The following is a 20,113-nucleotide window of genomic DNA, read 5'->3' as shown; positions in this document are numbered from 1 at the left end:
CCAGGCCGGGCGGACGGACAATCACCCGCCGGATGTCCCGGCCCGCGACTAGGCGCTGGACCTCGCCGTCGGCCAGGACAATGGCCTGAAGATCGGAGGCCGAAATCTGCGGCGAGACCTCCAGACGAGCCCGGACCTTGCCCATGATCTGGACCACGCAAGTGACTGTCTCTTGAACCAGATAGGCCGGGTCGGCCACCGGGAAGGGCTCATGCGCCAGTGATGACTCATGTCCCAGACGCTGCCACAGCTCCTCGGCAATATGTGGCGCCACCGGCGCCACCATCAGCACGAGGGCCTCGACCGCTTCGCGCGGCGGCACCAGAAGCGAGGTTAGGTGGTTGTTCAGAACGATCATCCGGGCAATAGCTGTGTTGAAGCGCATGGCCGCCATTTCGCGGCGAACCTCGTCGATGGCCGCATGCATCACCTTCAGGGTCTCCAAACCAGCCGGGCCGTCATCAACCCGGGCTTGGCCAGTCGACTCGTCAATGGCGTTACGCCACAGGCGCTGGAGGAAGCGGTAGGAGCCAACCACGGCCCGCGTTTCCCAAGGTCGCGACACATCCAACGGGCCCATTGACATTTCGTACACCCGGAAGGTATCCGCGCCGTACAAGTTGTACATCTCATCCGACGTGACCACGTTCTTCAGGGACTTACCGATTTTGCCGTACTCCTGGGTGACGGTCTGGCCCTGCCAGGTATAGGCGCCATCGGGCCCCTCAACTACTTCTTCAGCCGGCACATACTGGCCACGGGCGTCGGTGTAGGCGTGGGCCTGGAGGTAGCCCTGGTTAAACAGCTGGTGAAACGGTTCTGTACCAGAGACATGACCCAGGTCGTACAAAACCTTGTGCCAAAAGCGGGCATAAAGCAGGTGCAAGACGGCGTGCTCCACCCCACCCACATACAGGTCGACCCCGCCGGCCACATCCCCAGCCGCCCTGGGAGCCAGCCAGTAGTCCTCTGCCACTGGATCGACCATGCCGCCTTCGAAATCGGGATCGAGGTAGCGCAGGTAATACCAGCAGGATCCGGCCCAATTGGGCATGGTGTTGGTGTCACGGCGATAGACCTGCGGCCCAGAACCCAGATCCAGCGTCACGTTGACCCAATCCTGGTTACGTGCCAAGGGTGTTTCTGGGGTTGAATCGACGTCATCGGCCGCAAAGGTCCGGGGGCGGAAATCGTCGACGGCCGGCAACGACACCGGCAACATCGACTCAGGCAGGGCCACTGGCACATCGTTTTGGTCATAAACCACGGGGAACGGTTCGCCCCAATAGCGCTGACGGGAGAACAACCAGTCCCGCAACCGGTAGGTGACGGCCTCGTGCCCCCTACCTCTGGCCGTCAACCACTCGGTGATAACCACCTTGGCCTCGGCCATGGGCAGGCCGTTCAGCGAGACCGTGTCGTTGGCTGAGTTAATCGTGGCGCCCTCGCCGACATAGGCGTCGCCCTGCCAGCCTTCCGGAGGCGCCACCGTGCGCACAATCGGCAGGTCGAAAGCCTGGGCAAAGTCCCAATCGCGCTGGTCCTCGGCCGGCACCGCCATGATGGCGCCGGTGCCGTAGTCCATTAGCACGTAATCGGCCGTGAAGACTGGAATGGGTTGATCGTTGACCGGGTTTGTGGCAAACAGGCCGGTGAAGACACCCGTTTTTTCCCGCCCCTCGGCCACTCGTTCAGCTGCCGTTTTGCCCGATGCCGCTCTCCGGTAGGCCTCAACCGCCGCCTTGGGCGTGGGGTAGCCACCGGCCCAGACCGGCTTGGTTGCTGCCGGCCAGGCGGCCGGCACCGCCCGGCCTAGTAGCGGGTGCTCGGGGCTGACCACCATGAAAGTGGCGCCAAAGAGGGTGTCTTGGCGGGTGGTGTAAACCGTCAGGGTCTCCTCGCCGCCATCGATGTCGAAGTTGACCATGGCACCAACTGAGCGGCCAATCCAATTGCGCTGCATGGCCTTGACTTTGTCCGGCCAATCAACCGTGTCCAGATCGTCACCCAGGCGTTCGGCATAGGCGGTGATCCGCATCATCCACTGGCGCAGCGACTTAGTGAAAACCGGAAAGTTGCCACGTTCTGAGCGGCCCTCTGCTGTGACTTCCTCGTTGGCCAGAACCGTGCCCAGGCCTGGAGCCCAGTTGACCGGCGCCTGGCTGACATAGGCCAAACGGTACTGCTCTAGGACTGTCTCGCGCGCGGCATCGGACATCTGAGGCCAAGCCTGGCCTCCGGGTACCGGCCTGTTCCCGCTGGCGAAAGCCTCGACCAACTCGCTTATCGGCCTGGCCGCGCCGGTGCCACCGTCGCGGCGTGGGGCGGTTGGGTCATACCAAGAGTTGTAGATCTGCAGGAAGATCCACTGGGTCCAACGGACGTAGTCCTCATCGGTGGTGGCGAAGCTGCGCCTGGCGTCATGGGCCAAACCGAGCCGGCGCAGCTGGGTCCGCATAGTGGCGATGTTGTTGTCGGTGGTTAGCTTGGGGTGCTGACCAGTTTGCAGAGCGTACTGCTCAGCCGGCAGTCCAAAAGCGTCGAAACCCATGGCGTGGAGCACGTTTTGGCCCAACATGCGGCGGTAGCGTCCCACTACGTCGGTGGCGATATAACCCAGTGGGTGACCAACGTGCAAACCCTTGCCCGAGGGGTAAGGGAACATGTCCAACACAAAGTATTTTTTCGCTGCCAAGTCCGCTGTTTGGCCGTCGCCGTTAGTCAAATGCCCTTTGGGATTGGCGGCCCAAAAGGTGCCACGACGTTCCCATTCGTCCTGCCAATTGTGTTCGATCTGGTTGGCCAGGGCGGCGTTGTAGCGGAATTGAGGTTCGTCCGGTGTGGTCACATGCACCGCACTAGGTTACTAGCCCAGCCCGGTCGGATTATGCGAAGACTCGACCTGGCGGACTGATGGGCTGGTCAAGGGTGGTTTGTGCGAAAACTCGACCTGGCGGGCTGAGGGGCTGGTCAGGGGTGGTTTGTGCGAAAACTCGACCTCGCGGGCTGAGGGGCTGGTCAGGGGCTGGGGCTGGGTGAGGTGCCCTCCGGGCCGGTGAGACCGGAATGGGCTGGTCAGGGGCTGGGGTTGGGTAAGGTGCCCTCCGGGCTGGTGGGGTTGGGTGAGGCGCGCTCAGAACCGATGGCACCGCCATCGGCCGGTAACTGACCCGGGGCGGGCGGCTGTGGCACCAACTCAACCGGCGCCAAGTCGACTGTGGCGTCAGGGTTGACAGTGACAAGCTGCCAGGCGACCAGCTGGCCTAAGGAATTGACCAGCAAAACAGGCACCTCGGCCGGGGCGCCCAAGGGGCCAAGAGTGGTGGCCTCACGCGTGTCCCGGCCAGTTGATGAGGCCACAAAACCAATGCCATGGCCAACCACTTCCGGGCCGGTCCGGGCGTGCATATGCCCGGAAACAGCCCAGTCAACGCAGCCTTGCTCCAGCGCTGAGCGAGCCGCCGAGGCCTGGTGCACCAACAACACCTGCGGGCGGGGGTCTTGAGCGCAGGCATCCTCAGCCAAACGCAGACCCATTTGCAGGTTGGTTTCCGCCCGCCGGGACCGGGTGCCCTGTCCCAGCTCGGTGTGAGTCGGGTCCAGGTCACCCAGGATCCGCAGGCCGTCTACGGAGACGGTGTTGCCCTTTAGCACCTTGATACCGGCCTTGGCTTGCTGCTCGGCCGTGATGTTGGTGTCGTGGTTGCCACCGACCGCCACCGTGGTCACGCCGCTTGGCATGGCCCCAGCAAAGGAGTCAACGCAATACTGTTCGACGACCGTGCCGTCCATAGTGGTGTCGCCGGCGTCGAGCACCAGGCGCGCACCGGTGGCCGCGGCCACCGCCCCAACCACCCGGGCCATACCAACATTGCAGTGCAGGTCGCTGGCCACCACCACCGGCCTGAGTCCACGGTAGGCGCCTCCGCCGGTCAGCCGGCCCACACCAGCCAGCTTTTCAGGCGGACCGAGCAACTCGGCCTTGGCTTGTTGGGCGGCCAAAGCCTGTTCAGCTGCGGTGGCCGCCTGGTCGTAGAAGTCATTGGTTTGGTCGTAGGCTTCGATGGCTTGAGCACCGTAATGGTCCAGAGCCTGGCCCAGCCGGCCGGTTACCCGGGCTCCGGCGAAAACCGTGTCCTTGAACACCGCCGAACCCACCACCGTGCCTTCGGCCTTGACCAGGCCTTTGATACGCCAGGTTTCCTCGCCCACGGCCACCACCACCACCGCCAAGGCCACCACGGCGGCCAAGATTCGCCGGCGCCCCCACCAAAAGCGCAGATCGGCCCGCCGGGAGGAGCCCAAGACCCAGGCCAGCGCCAGCCAAACCAGCAACAACCCAAGCCAAATGATGGCGAAGCGTTTGGCTGCGTCAAAAGCCAAACCGCGGGCTACCTCTTCGACAACGGTGTCCATACCGGTGAACATTTGGACGTATTGGGTGGCCATCTCGAACAGGGGCTCTGGCCCGGCCTCGATGCCTTCTAGCTCCTCTGGGATTTGGCCCACCACCACGCGCAAACCCAAAAAGGAAACCGGCGCCGGCAAGGGGCTTGAGGCCACCAGTGTTCCCAGCGGCCCCATGTCAACTGTTAGCCGCCCATTGACCGTGACTTGGTAGGAAGCTTCATGCGGGCCAAAGGCATAATCCGTCTTGGCCCCAATCACGCCCACATAGGCCGCCGGCAGGGCCAGAGCCAGGGCAACCGCAGCCCGCACCAACCACCGCCGCTTCATGGCGTCCAAGCCTGCCTAGGCAGCTTAGCCAGATCAAACCTGGCGACCAGGGTGTCAATATCGCCTGCTTCGCCCACCTCAAGCAGACCCAGAGACTGCCCGATGCCGCTTACCAGGCCGCCCGGGCCGCCCCAGCTTTGCCACAAGGCGGCGCCAGCCATGGCCGCGTCGCGTTTTGACAGCCGGCTGCCGTCGCGCGCCAAAACCAATGGCACATGCAGATAAGACGGCTGCTCCAAACCCAGAACCTGGGCCAAGTAGGCCTGGCGCGGCGTTGAGGCCAAGAGGTCTTGGCCTCGTACCACTTGGCTGACGCTCTGGGCAGCGTCGTCGACCACCACGGCCAAGTTGTAGGCGGCCACTGAATCGGCCCGCATCAGCACAAAATCATCGACTTTGGCGGCGTAAGAGCCATAAAGCTGGTCGAACAACGTTACCTGGCCAAGATCGCTCCTCAGTCGCCACGCACCCGGGCGAGTTTTGCGCCTGGCTTTTCTTTCGGCATCGGACAAATCCCGGCAGGTGCCGGGATAGGCGCCGGGCGGCTGGTGTGGCGCCCTGGGTGCCTCCAAGATCTCGCGGCGAGAACAAAAGCACTCATAGACCAGGCCCTTAGCCGCCAAATCCGCCACCACCTGGCAGTAGAGCGCCGAGCGGTCGGTCTGGTAAAGCGGCGGGGCATCCCAAACCAGTCCCAAGGCGGCCAGATCAGCCAGCTGGCGTTGGGCGATGTCCGGGCGGCTGCGCTGGTCAATGTCCTCGACCCGCAGAACAAAGCCCCGCCCGGTCGCCCTGGCCGCGACATAGGCGACCACCGCCGTGCGTAGATTGCCTAAGTGCAAGTCGCTCGACGGGCTGGGGGCATAGCGGCCGTTTCCCCCCGTCACAATTTGAGCGTATGCGACAGATACAGCAAGACGGCTGCGACGCGGGGGTTGACCTCGTCTTCAGCGATGTCCAAAGTACGGTAGATGGCCAGGAGGTGGTTTTCGACTGTGCGGCGGGATAGACCCAGGTGCTCGGCCACTTTCTGGTTGGTGTAGCCATCAGCAATTAGGCGCAGCACGGCCATTTGCTGGCCGGTCAGATCGCCAAAGATGTCGCCGCGCCGGTCGTGAGAGTCGCCCACGCCCAGCGGCTCAAGGGCCGCCCGCCTGATGGTGGCGACCAGCTGGCCTGAGCCCATAGGCGACAGTTTCGAAGCGTAGGACCAAGGCCGGCGCAGATGCCGCCTGGTCGCCTCGATCAGAGCCCTAACATCGTGGCGGGTCATAATCAACACACCCATGCGGGGATCGGCCCGCTGCAGGTCGACCGCCAAGTTGGCGCCTGAACCGTCACGTTGTTCGACGTCTACCACCAGCAGATCGGCCTTACCCGGGGTGAGAAAGACTCTGGCCTTGGCGCAAGAATCGAGCGAGGCGACCACGCGCAAATCGCCAGAACGGTTGACAGCCTCGGTCACCATGGTGCGGAACAAGGTCTCTTGGTCGACCAGGGCCACCCTGATCTGGCCGCGGGCGGCAATCGACCCCTGACCAATCTTGGGCACACCACCAGTGGCAGTGCGGACTAGCCGGCCCGGCTGGGTCGAGGGCGGCACCTTGCGGATAGTTGGCTGGGAAGAAGTTCTGGGCCGGCGGGACTGGCGCATCTGGTCTTCCGAAATGCCCTGATGGATGACCGCATGAGGCTGTGTGCGCGGATCCTCACGCGGCGGCGTCGACTTTTCAGACAAGGAACCGCTCCCCGAGTGGATCTTTGACCAGGGCCCGGGCCAGCTTCTCGGCCCGGGAGGTCTTGTCGCAGCCGGCCAGCGCGGCCACGGCGATACGGCGGCAGTTGGCCAGCCGGTGAGGTGCTCCTTCGCGGACCAACAACCGCTCAGCCTCCTGGCAGTATGACAGGGCCAGTGTGTGCCCGCCGGCCAGCTCATTGAAGTAGCCAGCCAAGGTCAGCGCCTCGGTCAGCGAATAGGGGTGTTCGCGCCGGGTAACCGAGCCGTGCTCATTGGCCAAGGCCACGGCCTTTGACTCCTCACCTGATAACCACAGGGCCTGGACAGTGTTGGCCCTGACTTGAGCCCGGTAGCGGTCGGCCATTTCCGATGAGACCTGGACAAAACCGTCGTCGGGCATAATGGCGCCGGCCTTGTACATAGTCGAAACTGATTCGATTAGGCGGTCTTGCTGAACCTCGATCAGGGCTTGGAGGTTCAGTACCAGGGCTCTCATGGCCTGGCCGTCGGCATCAGAAACGACATGACTGGCAACTGCTGCCCCGGCCAGTTGGGTTAGTTGCTTGAGAACGGCATAGCTGGTCTCATGGTCCTTCAGGCGCTTGATGACCAGTGCTGCCAGGCGCAGCCCTAAAAGGAACTTCGAGACCGGATCAGTGCTCAGGGTCGAGGCGTGAGACAATAGCTTGGAGGCTGATTTGGGCTGTTCAATCGACAGTACGGCAGCACAAGCCACCGCCAGGCGTGGGAAGTCAATAGTGCGCACAGAAGAACTGATGGCGCCGGCCAGAGTCTTGGCCACTTCGTTGTCCCCAGTGAAAAGCACCAACGACTCGAGATCAGCGGCCACGGCTTGGCTCGAGCACTGGCCCACCTCCCACTGGCGGACCCGCATGACCACGTCGTCGTCGTGATGCTGGGACAGGACCCGCCAGCGTTCCTGCAAACTGGGGCGCTTGGCCAAGGTGGCGTCGAAAACCGCCTTGGGGTCACGCCATCGCCTGAGCCCAAGATCCATCAAATAGGCCGGGGTCTCGATTGAGTTGTGCACCGGTGAGGCCGGCAGCGCAGCCACTTGGGCCCGCCGGACCACCGGATATGGGAGGGTCGACGCGTCGCCAGCTAGCAATTCGCGGGCGAAGGCGACGTGCGGCAGCACAACTGGTTTCACCTTAGGTCTCCCGGCGTCCAGGCAGCCAGACACTCAGACACCCGAGCTTGCGGGTTCTCATGTAGCCAAGCTTGAATCTCGGCCACGGTCATCGGTTCAGTCACATTTGTCCTCAGGTTGTTGGTTACCAGCGGCACCTTCCGTTGGCCTACCGATGGTGTTCCCACCATCTAATCTAGTGAACGGATTATCACATGATCCTCCATTTGGGCGGCACTATCGACAAAATGCCTAGTTCTAGTCGCACCAAATCCGTCAAGGGCGTAAAACCGCCGGGCTCTGGAGCCATTTTGGCTCGCCTGGGGCCAAGTCGTTCCGGCCCCGCGCTGGGCTGTCAGCTCCGCCAGCCGGCTTGGACCAGCCGTGGTGCAACCACCGTTTTGGGCTTGGCCGGTTAAGTCCTGAGCGATGAACCAGGCGGCGTGTTCGCCGGGCAGATATGGTGGGCGAGCCAGGGACAAAGACCGCCGGGCCAACCGGTTCCAAGAGTCCTTTGGGTTGCCTACGGCCGCCAACATCCGCCTAGCCACCCAGAAATGCTATAGGTCGCGCCATTTGGTGACAATAACCGATAGGTGGGACCAGACCCTACCGGCGGTCCCGCCTGAACCAATTCGGGACGAGGGAACTATCGCCAACGGCCCGGTTGGTCCAGGTGGCAAACTCAAGATCTTCCAGCCTAGAAGAGGAGGCCTCCATGGAGCAGCCCAGAGTCTCAGTCGTCAACCACCCGGCAGCTAGTCAGTTCGAAATGGCGGTCGACGGTAAGTCCGTTGGCCTACTCCAGTACCAGCTGCGCCCCGGAGTGGTGGCCTTGACACATACCGAAGTGACACCAAGGTTTGGTGGACGCGGCCTCGGCAGTTGCCTGGTTCATCAGGCCCTGGATTGGGCCAACCAGCTGGGTTTGAAAGTCTTGCCGTTTTGTCCCTTTGTGCGCGACTACATTGCCGCCCATCCCCAGTTCCTAGAGCTAGTCGCACCAGAACGGCGGATGTCCTTTGGGCTGCCGCGCTGATGGCGATTGCCGTAGCTTCGAGCGGTCATCAGTAGGGTCCCGGATTCCTGGCCAGGCAACCTTATAGGGTTAGGGCGATCTACGAGCTAGGTCAGTGCCCAACTTCGCCGGGCATTGACCTGGCCGTATCTGTTTTGGCGCTGTTGGCCCTATCAGATCAGTCCTGGGCGTCGCACCAGGTATCCGACCAAACCAACTAGTCCGGCCACGCCAACTCCAATCATGGACAAGCCAAGGCCACGCAAAGACTGCTTGGCGGCCGGCGTGGCCTGAGCTGCCTGGTTGTCGGATTGGCCTGCGTCTTGCCCCTGGGTGGGGGGCTCCCCGCCGCCGGTCGATGGGCTGCTGGGGCTGGCGCTGGGTGAATCCGAGGGCGTGACGCTGGGCTGGGGCGATGCGGAATCTGAGGCCGATGCCGAAGGGCTGGCTTCAACTGGTGGGCTTTGGCTTGGAGTCTCTGCCTCGACCACCGGATCCACGCCAGTCACCTCCGGCTGGCTGGGCTGCTCAAATGGGACGACTGGGGTCGGTGAGGGCGGTTTAGTTGGGGTCGGTGAGGGCGGTTTAGTTGGGGTCGGTGAAGGAGTTGGGGTCGGTGAAGGAGTTGGGCTTGGACTGGGCGAAGGAGTTGGGGGCGGCCCCGGGTCGTCATGACTCAGCTCCGTTACCGCCAGCAGCAGCCATGGGCGAACTTCGTCGGCCACGACCGTGGCGTTCAAGCCCTCAGACAGGGAGAAAACCGCCGCCTGATGGGCCAATTCGAGACCCGCGTTAGCGTATGCCACCGGAACCTCGCCGCCCTGGCTGAAGGCGGGCAAGGAGTCAATCACAACCTGTCCCGGGGCGGCGGTGGCCGTCAGATCCCGGTCGATCCGCAGCACCCAGCCGATCGACTCGAACGAAAAACCGACACCTTCGAAGGTGACAGGAGCGGCCATCATGACGGCGTGAGCCTCGGATACAGCCACCCCCGCGCCGCTGTGACCAGCCTGGTTTGACCGCCCAATGGTGACAGGCCCCTCAAAGCCCAGCCACGACCCATCACCGGCCCAAACGGCGCCGCCACGGTGGATGGCGGTATTGGCGTCGATGATGCCATCGCGCAGCTGGGCGAACGGCACAGTCGGGTCCACGCCGGTCCTGACGTGGCCGTTTGACTCCAGCGGCCCACCGGTCGAGCTGTCGGATTGGTAGAAGTGGTCAACAATGGCGACGCCGCCGCCATCACGGGCCGTGTTGCCGGTGACCCGGGGCAGCGACGTTGCCCGGTTAGGCCTCGGGTTGGTCGCACCCATTTCAAATTGGCCGCCGGTCAGGCCAGCAGCCTGGCGAACCACCGCCACGCCGCCGCCACGCCCGTCACATTGGTTGGAGGAAACCGAGCCGCCAACAAAGCGCATCAGGCCGGCATTGAGCACACCGCCACCGACAGCCTGCTGGCCGCTGCGCCCTAAGGCTTGATTAGATTCGACGGCCCCGTTGATCAGCCAGAAGACCGCACCACGGCTATTGAAGACGCCACCGCCGCCGGCCGGAGCCGGCTGTGATGTCAGGCTCAGGTCGACCCAATTAGAGCGGATGGCGGCCCCGTCTCCGTCGAGCCAAAGCGTGCCATTGTTCAACACTCCGCCAGCGGCATTGTTTTGGACCACGGAACCGTCAAGGATCTCCAAAATGCCGCCACCGCAGCCGCGGTACTGAGCGCCTTCGACTGTTATGGCCGGGCCCAACGACGCCGTCGAAGCCGGGAATTCTTCGGAGTTGCCGTCAACAGTGACGTGATCAAGGATCAACCGCGTGCAGTCGGGCACTGTGATGATCGAACCGGGACCACCTCGAATCAGCCCGCCACCTCGTAGGGTGATGGTGACACGCCGTTCTTCACCGGCCAGGCCGGTCACGACCGCAGGACTGGGCACTGTCACGACCAGGGGCGCCGGCGGCAGATCGATTACATCACCCGAAAAGGCCTGGTCAAAAGCGGTCTGAAGGTCGTAGCCGGTCCAGGCAGTTGGGGCCATGGGGGCGGCAGCCAGCGGTTGTGGAGCCGCCGGTCGGTTCGGTTGGTTCAGGGAGATGATGATGGTGCCGTCGGCCTCGTGGCGGCCACTGGGCCAGACATCTGGTGCGGTCGAAGCGATGATCTCGCCCAGCAAATCCGGCCCAACACTGGCTTCGACCTTGGCCACGTCATAGGGCTGGGCTGCACCTGGGGGCGGGGGGTCAAAGTAAATCAGGGAACCGGCCAGCGGGTCGTAGATGCCAACTATCGAAGTCTGGCTCAACTGGCCCTGGATGCCGCCGGAAACCGAGCCGACTTGAACCAGGCCGCTAAGGTACAACTCCCCAGCATTAACGACTGGTCCAACTGTGATGGGATCCCCGGTGGATTCGATGAAGACCAAGGCGCCTTCTTCGACCATGAGGGTGCCATTGAGGGTGATATTGCCGCCGTAAAGCCAAAGGGTGGCGCCGCTGGCGACCGAAACCGACCCGTACAGCTCCATGCCCGTCTCGACCATCAACGAGGCGCCAGACTCAAGGCGTAGGCCACCGTCGAAAAAGACCTCGTCGCCGCTCAAGGTCAGGTCGTGATTGACCACGATTGGTTCGCTTGACTGGCAGCCGCCGGTCAATTCCACAGCCGAGTAATAGTCGAATTGCGCCTGGATGTCACAGGTGGGATCCCCTAGGGCCCCGGCCGGCGCGGCGAAGGTCAGGACCAGGCCAAAAAGACCAACGGCGCCAGCAGCGGCGGCACTCAAAAACCGTGCCGCGACGCTGCACGTCCTCATTGTCCCTCCCATATTGTGCAACCGGTGCACTACCCATGTGCGACCAGCCATTACTAACCCTAACGGGCAGATCAATTAGCAGGTGAAAGAGTCTGCGGACGGCTAGGTAGAAACCATCGGCAGGGCCAAGAACAGGCGCTTTACCTGGCCAAAGGACCCGGCCAGCCCCTTAGGGCCAGGTGCGGGCCCACACGGTGGCTTTTCGGTCGGCCGCCTCGGGGTAGTCCAAGCCAAAACGGCTGGCAGTTTCAACGGCCGCCAGGCGAAAAACATCCATCGTGTTGAATAAGGCTTGACGCAGCGAATCGGGGTCAGATCCAGGTGGGCAACTGGCCAGATCCTCCAAGGTTCGCTGCCCGGCCCACTCCTCCAGCCGCCGGCCATCCCAATAGGTGTCGTAGGCCGGCCCATGGGTGGCCTTGGCCCGCCAGGCCGCCATCCGGATCAACAGGGATTTCAACCGGCACTCGATCACCTGATTGGCCGTCCAAAGCTCGCCGCGGTCTAACCATTTGGCCGCCCTAACCGCGTCAATCCAGAATTGGGCGACCGCGTTGGAGAACTCTTTTTGATGGGGGCGGTCGGTCTTTTCGCTGGCCATCTTGGCCAGCTTCTGGTCTAGGCCAAGACTGTCTTTGACCACAGCGTGACCCCGCCCCAGGATCTGGCCGAGGGCCTCGGCCTGCTCACCCGCCTCCAGGGCCGCCGGCGGCACTATCACCAGATCCAGGGCCATGGCATCGTCGAAGAGCAGCGACAACATCGGCACAGTGCCCATGACCTTGTCCAGGGAGTAAGCCCAAATCTGACCCAGCGGTACCAGCCAGCGCAGCGAGTTCAACAGTTCGTCGGCTTGACTCGACACCACCACGGCGTCTAGATCGGCCGCCTGGTCGGCCTCGCCAATGGCCCTGGACCCGACCATAACCAGAGCTTCGATCTGATCGTTTTCCTGCGCAAGGGCGTCAAGCTGTCGCCGCAGGTCGGCATACGAGTTGGCCACACTGTCTCCTTGGGTGATCGGGAATCGACATTGGCGGGCGGTTCCGGTCGGAGCATCCAAAGAAGCAACATACCGCACCAGGCAGCGGGCACAAGGTGACATCGAGGAAACCGATCAGGACGAGCTTGTCCGCCGCCGGCCCAGCCGTCTTGGGCCCGGTCTATGTCTGTGTCAAACTGAGGGGATCGAAGGCCTCATTCAAACCACGCAGAAACCTGATGCCCCTGACCCTGGTAGCGAGGTGGGGCCGGTGGTCGTGGTGGCGCCAGATTCGTTCAAGGAGGCGCTTGAGGCGGACAAGGTCGCCGCGGCCATGGCGCGTGGGGTTCTGGCGGCTTGGCCTCAGGCCCGTTGTCACCTGGTTCCCATGTCCGATGGCGGCGAGGGCCTGGGCCGCCTCCTGACCGCGGCCTGGGCTGGCCAGACGGTCAAGGTCCCAGCCACCAACGCCCTGGGCCAGCCAATCGTGGCCGATTTGGGATGGGCCCCAGCCAGGCAGGTGGCCGTGGTTGAGGTGGCCCAGGCGGTCGGCTTGGGCCTGATCCCACCTAGCCAGCGCGATGTCATGCGAGCTAGCAGCCGGGGGGTCGGCCAGCTCTTGGCAGCCGGGCTTGACCTGGTCAGGCCGACGCTGGAAAAGCCAGCCTCACCGGCCAAAACACGACCAGCCAGGCCGGGGAGAATCGTAGTTGGGTTAGGTGGTAGCGCCACCAATGACGGCGGCGCCGGCCTGCTGCAAGAGCTGGGCGTGCACCTGGCCGATGCCGCCGGCCGGCCTCTGCCGCCCGGCGCCGCCGCCCTGACCACCTTGGCCCGGGTCGACTGCTCAGGGCTGGACCCGCGCTGGCGCCAGGTCGAGGTCGAATTGGCCTGCGACGTGGCCAACCCCCTAACTGGTCCACACGGCGCCACCTATGTCTTTGGTCCACAAAAAGGTGTTGGTGAAGACGAGCTGTCCAGGCTCGACCAGGCCATCGGCCACCTGGCTGAGCTGCTGAAAGCCGCCACCGGCCGGCCGGTGGCGATGGCGCCTGGGGCCGGCGCTGCCGGCGGTATGGCCGCAGCCCTGATGGCCTGCCTCGGTGCCCAAGCCCGGCCCGGAGTCGAGGTCATGGCCCAAGCCACTGGCCTAGAAGAACTGATCGCCGGGGCCAGGCTGGTCCTAACTGGCGAGGGGTCGATTGATGCCCAGACTGCCGGCGGCAAAACGCCCTGGGGTGTGGCTGAGCTGGCCAGACGCCATCACACCGAGGTTTGGGCTTTCGCGGGCCAGGTTCAGCTAGCTGGTCCCAGCCCGTTTAACCGCCTCGAGGCCATCTCCGCCAACGAACCCAACCTCGCGGCCGCCATCGGCCACACCGCCATCAACCTCGAACGAGCTGTCGCCGCCGCCCTACTTCGCCACCCCTAACCAGCCCCCCAATACCCGCCAGGTTGAGCTCTCGCACAAGCCCGCCCTCACCAACTCCATCACCCGCCAGGTTGAGCCTTGGCACAAACCCGCCCTCACCAACTCCATCACCCGCCAGGTTGAGCTCTCGCACAAACCCACCCCTAACCAGCCCCATCACCCGCCAGGTTGAGCCTCGGCAGAATCGGAGTATGCCAAAGCTCAACCTCGCAAAAAAATGAGGTGGGGCCTAGCGGGCTTAGCCCTTAGACGCCCGGCGCCGGCTGACAATGTAGAGCCCGGCCACGATCAGGCAGACCACCAACTGGATTATCGCCGCCGCCCGCATCGGCGAATCCTTGGCCAGGGCCATCAGGGCGCCAAAGATGGCCAGGCCGCCGGCGGCGTAGATAACACCCCAGGCGATCCAACCAGGAATGGCAGCCAGGGTGTAGCGCGGCCAGCGCCAACCGACCAGGCCGGCGGCCAGGTTGACGGCGGTTTGCAGGCCAATAGTCAAAAAGCTCAACGGGATAATGGGCCAGCCTCGCCGCTCCAACCAACGCCGGCCTTTGGAGCCACCGTCTGCGCTTAGCCGCTGGGCCCAGGCGGATTTGACCACGCCGGACCGCACGGCCCGGCCCAGCCAGTAGGTGCATTGTGACCGGACAGCGGCCACCACCGTCAGGGTGATGGCGGCCACAGCGAAGTGCTGGGCCATAATCCAGTCGACCATCGACCTAGTCTAGGCGAGGGCAACAAAACCCAACGACAGTGGCCAGTCCTAGGCGGCCCCGCGTCACCTTGCGCACCTGGCCCTGGTCGTTTTGGCCGGCCGGCTACCCGGGGAGGCGGCAACTAGCCCCGGTTAGTTGCCTTCTGACGGGTACTTCAGCCCAATGATGGAGCGGATTTGGTCAAGTAGTTCCATAATCGCCACCGACTGGTCCATGGGCATAATGGGCGAGTCGCTTGGGCCGGCGACCATCAGTTGTTCAAGGTGCTCGGCTTGGAATTGCATACCGCGGCCGGCTACCGCCTGGTCCCAGGTCTCAACCAGTTGACCAGCTGCGTCGTAGTGGCGCAAAGTGGTCGGCATGTACCAAACCCGCTCCAACTCGACCCGGCCCTGGCTGCCAATGATGGTGGCGCGGTTGGCGCCCTGGGCGTTCGATGCGCTCAGGGTGTAGGACCGCCGGCCGTCGGCGTGGTCAAATACCGTGGCCACCTGGGCGTCAGCGCCGGTTGGTTTGAAGGTGGCCGAGGCCGCCACTTTGGATGGTGGCCCCAACAAGTCATAAGCCAACGAGATTGGGTAGACGCCAAGGTCAAGCAGCGCGCCACCGCCCAGCTTGAGGTCATTGAGGCGATGGCTGGCCTCAGTTGGCAGCGATTGGGTGTGGTCCGCCGCCACCATCAGGACATCACCGATTTGTCCCTGGTCCACCAGGCGGCGCAGGTAGCGGTAATGGGGCAAGAAGCGCGTCCACATCGCCTCCATCACAACCACACCCCGGCCGATGCCGGCCTGCCGCAGTTGGCGCGCCTGCTCCCCTGTCAGCGTGAAAGGTTTTTCAACCAGCACTGCCTTGCCCGCCTCAACCGCAGCCAAGGCCGCCTCAAGGTGGAAGGGATGTGGACTGGCCACATAGACCACATCGACCGCCGGGTCGGCCACCAGGTCTTCCAAACTGCCATGGGCCTTGGGCAGGTCGAACTGCTGGGCGAAAGCCCTGGCCCGGTCGATCTGTCGCGAACCAACAGCCGCAACGTTGTGCCCACTGGTTTGAAGATCCTTGGTGAAATCCTGGGCGATCAAGCCGGTAGCCCAAATGCCCCATTGGATAACTGTCATTTCGCCTGCCCTGGGTTCGAAAACGGTGATTGGTGGACTGTCGGTGGGAATTATGCCAGGGCTCAACCTGGCGGCAAAAGACAGTGGTCGGGGGTTGGCTCCCGGTGACTTGTGGGGCTGGCTCTGGTGGCTGAGTTGTGCGGCCGGTGGGAATTATGCCAGGGCTCAACCTCGCGGAAAGGGGTGTGGTCGAGGTTCGGGGCTGGTCAGGGTTTGGGTGTCAGGGTTTGGGTGTCAGGGTTTGGGTGTCAGGGCTTGGGTGTCAGGGCTTGGGACCAGGCTGTTCACCAAGGTCTCGATGGGTCGGTGCCGGGCGGACGCCTACCCAAATCACCCTCCGAACCCCAAATACGATCCAAGTCTTGGCCTTGATGAAGCTGCTCAGTGCCTTGCCTTTCTCGATCCCTCAGCTGGTCCAGCAGGTCATCGGACGGACCGCCTTCCTCTTCAGGCGGTTCGGTTGGACTGGGGCTTGGCTGCGGACTGGGACTGGGTTGGGAGCTGGCCTTTTCGGCTTGCCTGATCTTTTGCCTGAGACGGTCAATCGCCAAGGCGGCGGTTTGCTTGGTAGCGGCGTCCGGACGGGATAAACGGCCGCAGTCGCCGTCCAGCAACACGGCCAGCGCATCTTTGTAGCGTTTGAGCGCCGGGGAGTCATTTGGGCCAACCACCGTGTCCGGGTCAACCGCCGCTTGGAAGACGGCGTTGGTGGCGGTATTGAGAACATCGTCGCCTTGGGCCTCAATCGCCAGGGACAAATTGACCCGAACCAGGCACTGTTCGCCGGCCGGCACCAGCTCCAGGGCCTGACGCAGCAGGGCCTCAGCCGCGGCCAGTTGGCCTTGTGCCAACTTGGCCGTGCCCTGGCCATATGGCGCTTTGAACCGCTCGGCCGGCGTCAGTTTCGAGGCCAGGGAGAAGGCTTGTTCGGCTGCGGCCGGTACTTGGGCTTCGAAGCGGTCGACGCCGCGTGCCCCTAAGGCGAAGACCCCACCTAGCCAAAGCGCCGCCATCAAAGGCGCCGCCGCCACCAGCAGTAGGGCTCGCCGCCGTCTGCGCCGGGTCATTTAGTGACCACCTTGGCCCGTTGGGCCAGTTGGTTGGCCCGCCGCCACCACCCGGCCGCCGCCGCCACCTCCCAAAGACACAGCCCCAACAGCACTACTGCCGCCGGCCAAGCCACGGATCGGCTGCCTTGAACGGTTGTTGAACCAGGAAGCGAGGTCCACGACCCGGTTGCCACCAGCTTGTCAACGCCGCCGGGCTCGGTCCGGTGGTGGTAACCCAAGCCGGCCTCATCAGCGATCTTGGCCAGGGCGGCCTGGTCGATGCGGGAAAGGGCGGCCTGCCTTTGGGCGTCAAGCGTGAAGGGCCCACCCAGACCGTCAGAGGCAGGCATGCGGCCACCTTGCTCGCTGCCATAACCGAAAACCGCTCCGCCGTTGACCAGATCCTTCAGCTCGCCAAAAGATTTGACTCTGGCCCCACGGGTTTGTTCGCCATCGGAAAAGAAATAGACCAGGCGGCCGCGTCCAGGGTTGGCCTCGGCCGCCCGGCCAATAACTTGCGCCATCAACTTCAGCGGCGCGTCAATCGAGGTTCCGCCGGCATAGGGTTCTGGCGGCGGCTTGATCGTCTCCACCACTGACATCACGGCCAAAGCGTCTGTGGTTAGTCCCAGACGTTCACTGGCCGTATTGGCAAAACACACCACCGAGAACCTGGCCCCAGAATGGGCCGCTAAAAGGTCTTCGATGTCCTGGTTCACACCGGCCAGGCGAGGCGAATCACCGTTGTAGTCTTCGGCCGTCATGGAAATCGAATTGTCGATCACCAAAAAGACGTCGAGGTTTTGCGAATCGGCTTTGACACCGGCGGTTGACTGCGGGTTTAGCACAATTACTCCGGCCAACGCCACTATCGCCCCCCGGCGTGCCAATTCGATCCAGCGTCCACCCAAGCGCGACTTCAGGGCTACCCAGACCAGGGCCCCGGCAGCCAAAACGACCAATGTGATGACCAGCCACGCCGGCCACAAAGGGCTAATCACGCCGCCTCCTGACCTGGCCCACTGACCAGGTTAGGACCACCACCAAAGCCACTGTGCCAAGACCGATCAGCCAGGCCCCCAGGCCCAGGAGGTCGGTCACAACGGTGCGCGGCGGCAGTTTGATCGGTGCGGCCTGCTCAGCCGCGATTCGCCTGATGACCTCGTCGATAGTGTCCAGATCGTAGGCGTCGAAAAACTGCCCACCGGTGGCTAGGGCGGCTTCTTCCAGCTCGCGGGCCTCGAGTCTGGAGATTTCGCTGGCCGGGTCTATGGCGTAGACCTTGGCTTTCATTTGATTGGCGTAGGCCACGGCCTCGGCCATGGTCACCAAAGGCGTGCCGTTGAGTTCATTGTCGGTGGCAAAGACAATCGACCGCGAGCGTTGTTCGTCTTGTTTGTCGAACATTAGGACACAGGTCGCCAGGCCGTCTGGAATAAGTGACGAATAGTCGCCAACCGGATCAAGCGTGGCCAGTAGAGCAAGTGAACCGATGAAATCCTCCTGCGAGGCTTCGATCATTCTACTGACCTCTTCCAATTTGGTCCGCATAAAGTCGTAGTCGTCTGTCAGCGGGAAAACCGTAACTGACCGGGCGTTGAAAATCGACAGAGCCACCCGCTCACCCCTGAAGCCTTCAACCAGCGCCAGGTAGGCCTCGATTAGGCCAAGGTTGGTTTCTGCCATTGAGCCTGAGACATCGAGACATAAGACAACATCACGGTTGCGCACCTCGGCTGTGATGTCCTGCCGTTCGACCGGCCGGGCGGCCACCAAGGTGGCCCCGGAGGCTGTCACTGCCGCCAAGACCAAGGTGGCGATGGCGCTGCGCCGCCCGCGATCAATCCCAGCCTTGACGGCCGGCAGGTCGAGGTATTTGGCGGCGCCGGCCAGGCGCACAGCCTGGCCCGGACTGGGGTGCCGGCTGGGACGCCGGTAGCCAAGGACGCCGGCCACGACAATGGCGGCCAAACCCACCAAGAACAACCAAGGCCAAGTCAAAGCCACTGTGCCACCACCTGACGGGCCCGGTAGACGGCATCGGGCACGGTACTGGCCGCCTTCAGGCCAAACTGGGCCGGATACAAAAACCGCACCAACACAGCCACCTGGCCCAATTGTGGCCTGCCCGCCGACTCCAAGCCATGCAAGGTCAATTGCCTGGCCGGCAGGCCCAACTGGTCGCTGGCACAAGCCCTGACCACAGCAGACAACTGGTGGTGGACTTGGCGGAAGGACAAAAGCTGGACGCTCCAGGCCCGTTCAATGCTGTCGATCTGGGCCAACGCCCAGGCTGGATCGGCCGGCGGAGAGGCCGCTGCCTGATTGGCTGGGGCCCCCTGAGGCTCTGGGCGGCGGCGGGTCAACCAGAAGGCCGCCAGCACCATCACACCGGTCGCCAAGACCAGCCCAATGCCGCCAAACAGCCAGGCCTGGCTGTAACCCAGCGGCGGCACTACGGCGCCGGGCAGGTCAGCCTCAGCGCGCCACATGCCGGTGCCTTTCGAGGATTTCGATGACCTTGAACAAAACTTCGTCCATAGCCGCCAAGCGGACGGTGGCGATGCCCATGGCGGCCAGTTTGCCGGTCATATCGCGATTTTCCACCAGATCCAGGGCCAGGGCCTGTTCAGCCGCGGCCTGACCCCCGCGAATAGCCTCACCAAAAGTCAAACCGTCAATCAGGTCGACCGCGCCGGCTGCCAGGGGCGAAGCCGGTGCCAGGTCTGCCACTCGGACCACCATGACCTCATGGAGAAGCTGGAGTTGGCGAAGGCCCTGTTCGCTGCCCGGCCCAAGGCCGGTGTTGTCACTGATGACAATCGCCGCGCCCCGCCGGCGAGACGTTTTGGTGGCCTTGTCCATAACCTGGTCGATGGCTGAGGCGCCGGGCTGGTTGGACCAGGCCAGGTTGAGGCTTTTCAACAGCAGGTCACCGTGCGCGGCCCGGCCACGCGGCGGCAGTGACCAACGCTGGTTGGCATCTCCCCAATAGGCCGAAATCAAGTCACCATGGGCCAGGGCCAGCAGGGCAAAAACACCGGCCATGGCTCCAGCCAGATTTGATTTGGCTTGGCCATCTGGGGCAGTGGCGACCATGGCTTGGCCGGTGTCAACTACTAGTACCAGGTGGTGGCGACGCTCCGCCACTGACCGGCGCACCAACACACGGGGCGAGCGAGCCGTGGCCTTCCAGTCGATTGCCTTGACGTCATCACCTGGCACATATTCGCGCAAGTCTTCGAAGTCGAGCGAACGACCGATGAAGACAGAGGCATAGGCTCCGGCCAGGGCCGTGCGCACAGGCCGTTTGGCCAGGTCGGCGAAGAGACGCCGGACCGAATCCATGGTTGTCTG

The 20,113-nt window shown here is 63.5% G+C and carries 17 protein-coding genes; 2 read left to right on the top strand and 15 right to left on the bottom strand.

Annotated features, from left to right (window positions below):
• The 6 genes from leuS to FWD29_02155 all read right to left on the bottom strand — a co-directional run.
• Nucleotides 1-2,725, bottom strand: a 2,725-nt coding sequence (leuS, locus tag FWD29_02180; protein ID MCL2802753.1) for a leucine--tRNA ligase, incomplete at its 3' end; no start/stop codon positions are given.
• Nucleotides 2,726-3,075: 350 nt separating this feature from the next.
• Entirely contained in the window at nt 3,076-4,737 is a 1,662-nt protein-coding gene (locus FWD29_02175; protein ID MCL2802752.1) for a metallophosphoesterase, read from the bottom strand.
• Nucleotides 4,734-5,624 carry a tRNA glutamyl-Q(34) synthetase GluQRS gene (gene gluQRS, locus FWD29_02170; protein ID MCL2802751.1) on the bottom strand — a complete coding sequence of 297 codons (891 nt, stop codon included), beginning with the start codon at nt 5,622-5,624 and terminating at the stop codon, nt 4,734-4,736. The genes FWD29_02175 and gluQRS overlap by 4 nt, the downstream gene beginning before the upstream one ends.
• Nucleotides 5,621-6,475 carry a response regulator transcription factor gene (locus FWD29_02165; GenBank protein MCL2802750.1) on the bottom strand — a complete coding sequence of 285 codons (855 nt, stop codon included), beginning with the start codon at nt 6,473-6,475 and terminating at the stop codon, nt 5,621-5,623. Before FWD29_02165 ends, gluQRS begins: the two co-directional genes overlap by 4 nt.
• Nucleotides 6,468-7,646 carry a hypothetical protein gene (locus FWD29_02160; protein ID MCL2802749.1) on the bottom strand — a complete coding sequence of 393 codons (1,179 nt, stop codon included), beginning with the start codon at nt 7,644-7,646 and terminating at the stop codon, nt 6,468-6,470. Before FWD29_02160 ends, FWD29_02165 begins: the two co-directional genes overlap by 8 nt.
• A 170-nt stretch (nt 7,647-7,816) precedes the next feature.
• On the bottom strand, nt 7,817-8,176 hold the full coding sequence (locus FWD29_02155) for a hypothetical protein (protein ID MCL2802748.1): 360 nt from the start codon (nt 8,174-8,176) through the stop codon (nt 7,817-7,819).
• A gap of 167 nt (nt 8,177-8,343) precedes the next feature.
• Here FWD29_02155 and FWD29_02150 point away from each other — a divergent pair, with 167 nt between their 5' ends.
• Nucleotides 8,344-8,664 (top strand): N-acetyltransferase, encoded by a 321-nt coding sequence (locus FWD29_02150; GenBank protein ID MCL2802747.1) that lies wholly within the window; start codon nt 8,344-8,346, stop codon nt 8,662-8,664.
• 152 nt (nt 8,665-8,816) lie between these two features.
• Here FWD29_02150 and FWD29_02145 read toward each other — a convergent pair whose 3' ends face one another.
• Both FWD29_02145 and FWD29_02140 read right to left on the bottom strand, forming a co-directional pair.
• The gene (locus FWD29_02145) at nt 8,817-11,459 is read right to left on the bottom strand and encodes a hypothetical protein (protein ID MCL2802746.1); all 2,643 of its coding nucleotides are present in this window, start codon (nt 11,457-11,459) and stop codon (nt 8,817-8,819) included.
• A gap of 169 nt (nt 11,460-11,628) precedes the next feature.
• A complete protein-coding gene (locus FWD29_02140; GenBank protein MCL2802745.1) occupies nt 11,629-12,462 on the bottom strand; it encodes an aminoglycoside 6-adenylyltransferase in 834 nt (277 codons plus the stop codon).
• Nucleotides 12,463-12,712: 250 nt separating this feature from the next.
• Between FWD29_02140 and FWD29_02135 the strand changes: the two genes are divergently transcribed.
• A complete protein-coding gene (locus FWD29_02135; GenBank protein ID MCL2802744.1) occupies nt 12,713-13,873 on the top strand; it encodes a glycerate kinase in 1,161 nt (386 codons plus the stop codon).
• A gap of 238 nt (nt 13,874-14,111) precedes the next feature.
• Here FWD29_02135 and FWD29_02130 read toward each other — a convergent pair whose 3' ends face one another.
• The 7 genes from FWD29_02130 to FWD29_02100 all read right to left on the bottom strand — a co-directional run bounded on the left by FWD29_02130 (nt 14,112) and on the right by FWD29_02100 (nt 20,104).
• Nucleotides 14,112-14,588, bottom strand: coding sequence for a VTT domain-containing protein (locus FWD29_02130; protein MCL2802743.1), 477 nt, complete (start codon nt 14,586-14,588; stop codon nt 14,112-14,114).
• A 132-nt stretch (nt 14,589-14,720) separates the two neighbouring features.
• Entirely contained in the window at nt 14,721-15,707 is a 987-nt protein-coding gene (locus tag FWD29_02125; GenBank protein MCL2802742.1) for a Gfo/Idh/MocA family oxidoreductase, read from the bottom strand.
• Nucleotides 15,708-15,991: 284 nt separating this feature from the next.
• The gene (locus FWD29_02120) at nt 15,992-16,774 is read right to left on the bottom strand and encodes a hypothetical protein (protein ID MCL2802741.1); all 783 of its coding nucleotides are present in this window, start codon (nt 16,772-16,774) and stop codon (nt 15,992-15,994) included.
• A complete protein-coding gene (locus tag FWD29_02115; protein ID MCL2802740.1) occupies nt 16,771-17,757 on the bottom strand; it encodes a VWA domain-containing protein in 987 nt (328 codons plus the stop codon). Before FWD29_02115 ends, FWD29_02120 begins: the two co-directional genes overlap by 4 nt.
• On the bottom strand, nt 17,750-18,763 hold the full coding sequence (locus FWD29_02110) for a VWA domain-containing protein (protein MCL2802739.1): 1,014 nt from the start codon (nt 18,761-18,763) through the stop codon (nt 17,750-17,752). The genes FWD29_02115 and FWD29_02110 overlap by 8 nt, the downstream gene beginning before the upstream one ends.
• Nucleotides 18,754-19,248, bottom strand: coding sequence for a hypothetical protein (locus FWD29_02105; GenBank protein MCL2802738.1), 495 nt, complete (start codon nt 19,246-19,248; stop codon nt 18,754-18,756). Before FWD29_02105 ends, FWD29_02110 begins: the two co-directional genes overlap by 10 nt.
• Nucleotides 19,235-20,104: a DUF58 domain-containing protein gene (locus tag FWD29_02100; protein MCL2802737.1), complete on the bottom strand. Its 870-nt coding sequence runs from the start codon at nt 20,102-20,104 to the stop codon at nt 19,235-19,237. Before FWD29_02100 ends, FWD29_02105 begins: the two co-directional genes overlap by 14 nt.
• Nucleotides 20,105-20,113: the final 9 nt, after the last annotated feature.

This window comes from Micrococcales bacterium (genome assembly GCA_009784895.1).
Taxonomy (GTDB): domain Bacteria; phylum Actinomycetota; class Actinomycetes; order Actinomycetales; family WQXJ01; genus WQXJ01.
Note: the sequence above shows the minus strand (reverse complement) of the source record. Positions and strands in the feature narration are given on the sequence as shown.

Excerpts from the sequence above, each read along its gene's own strand:
- FWD29_02125 (MCL2802742.1), bottom strand. The coding sequence starts at position 15,707 with ATGACAGTTATCCAATGGGGCATTTGGGCTACCGGCTTGATCGCCCAG.
- FWD29_02145 (MCL2802746.1), bottom strand. The coding sequence starts at position 11,459 with ATGAGGACGTGCAGCGTCGCGGCACGGTTTTTGAGTGCCGCCGCTGCT.
- FWD29_02130 (MCL2802743.1), bottom strand. The coding sequence starts at position 14,588 with ATGGTCGACTGGATTATGGCCCAGCACTTCGCTGTGGCCGCCATCACC.
- FWD29_02175 (MCL2802752.1), bottom strand. The coding sequence starts at position 4,737 with ATGAAGCGGCGGTGGTTGGTGCGGGCTGCGGTTGCCCTGGCTCTGGCC.
- FWD29_02120 (MCL2802741.1), bottom strand. The coding sequence starts at position 16,774 with ATGACCCGGCGCAGACGGCGGCGAGCCCTACTGCTGGTGGCGGCGGCG.
- FWD29_02105 (MCL2802738.1), bottom strand. The coding sequence starts at position 19,248 with ATGTGGCGCGCTGAGGCTGACCTGCCCGGCGCCGTAGTGCCGCCGCTG.
- FWD29_02150 (MCL2802747.1), top strand. The coding sequence starts at position 8,344 with ATGGAGCAGCCCAGAGTCTCAGTCGTCAACCACCCGGCAGCTAGTCAG.
- FWD29_02100 (MCL2802737.1), bottom strand. The coding sequence starts at position 20,104 with ATGGATTCGGTCCGGCGTCTCTTCGCCGACCTGGCCAAACGGCCTGTG.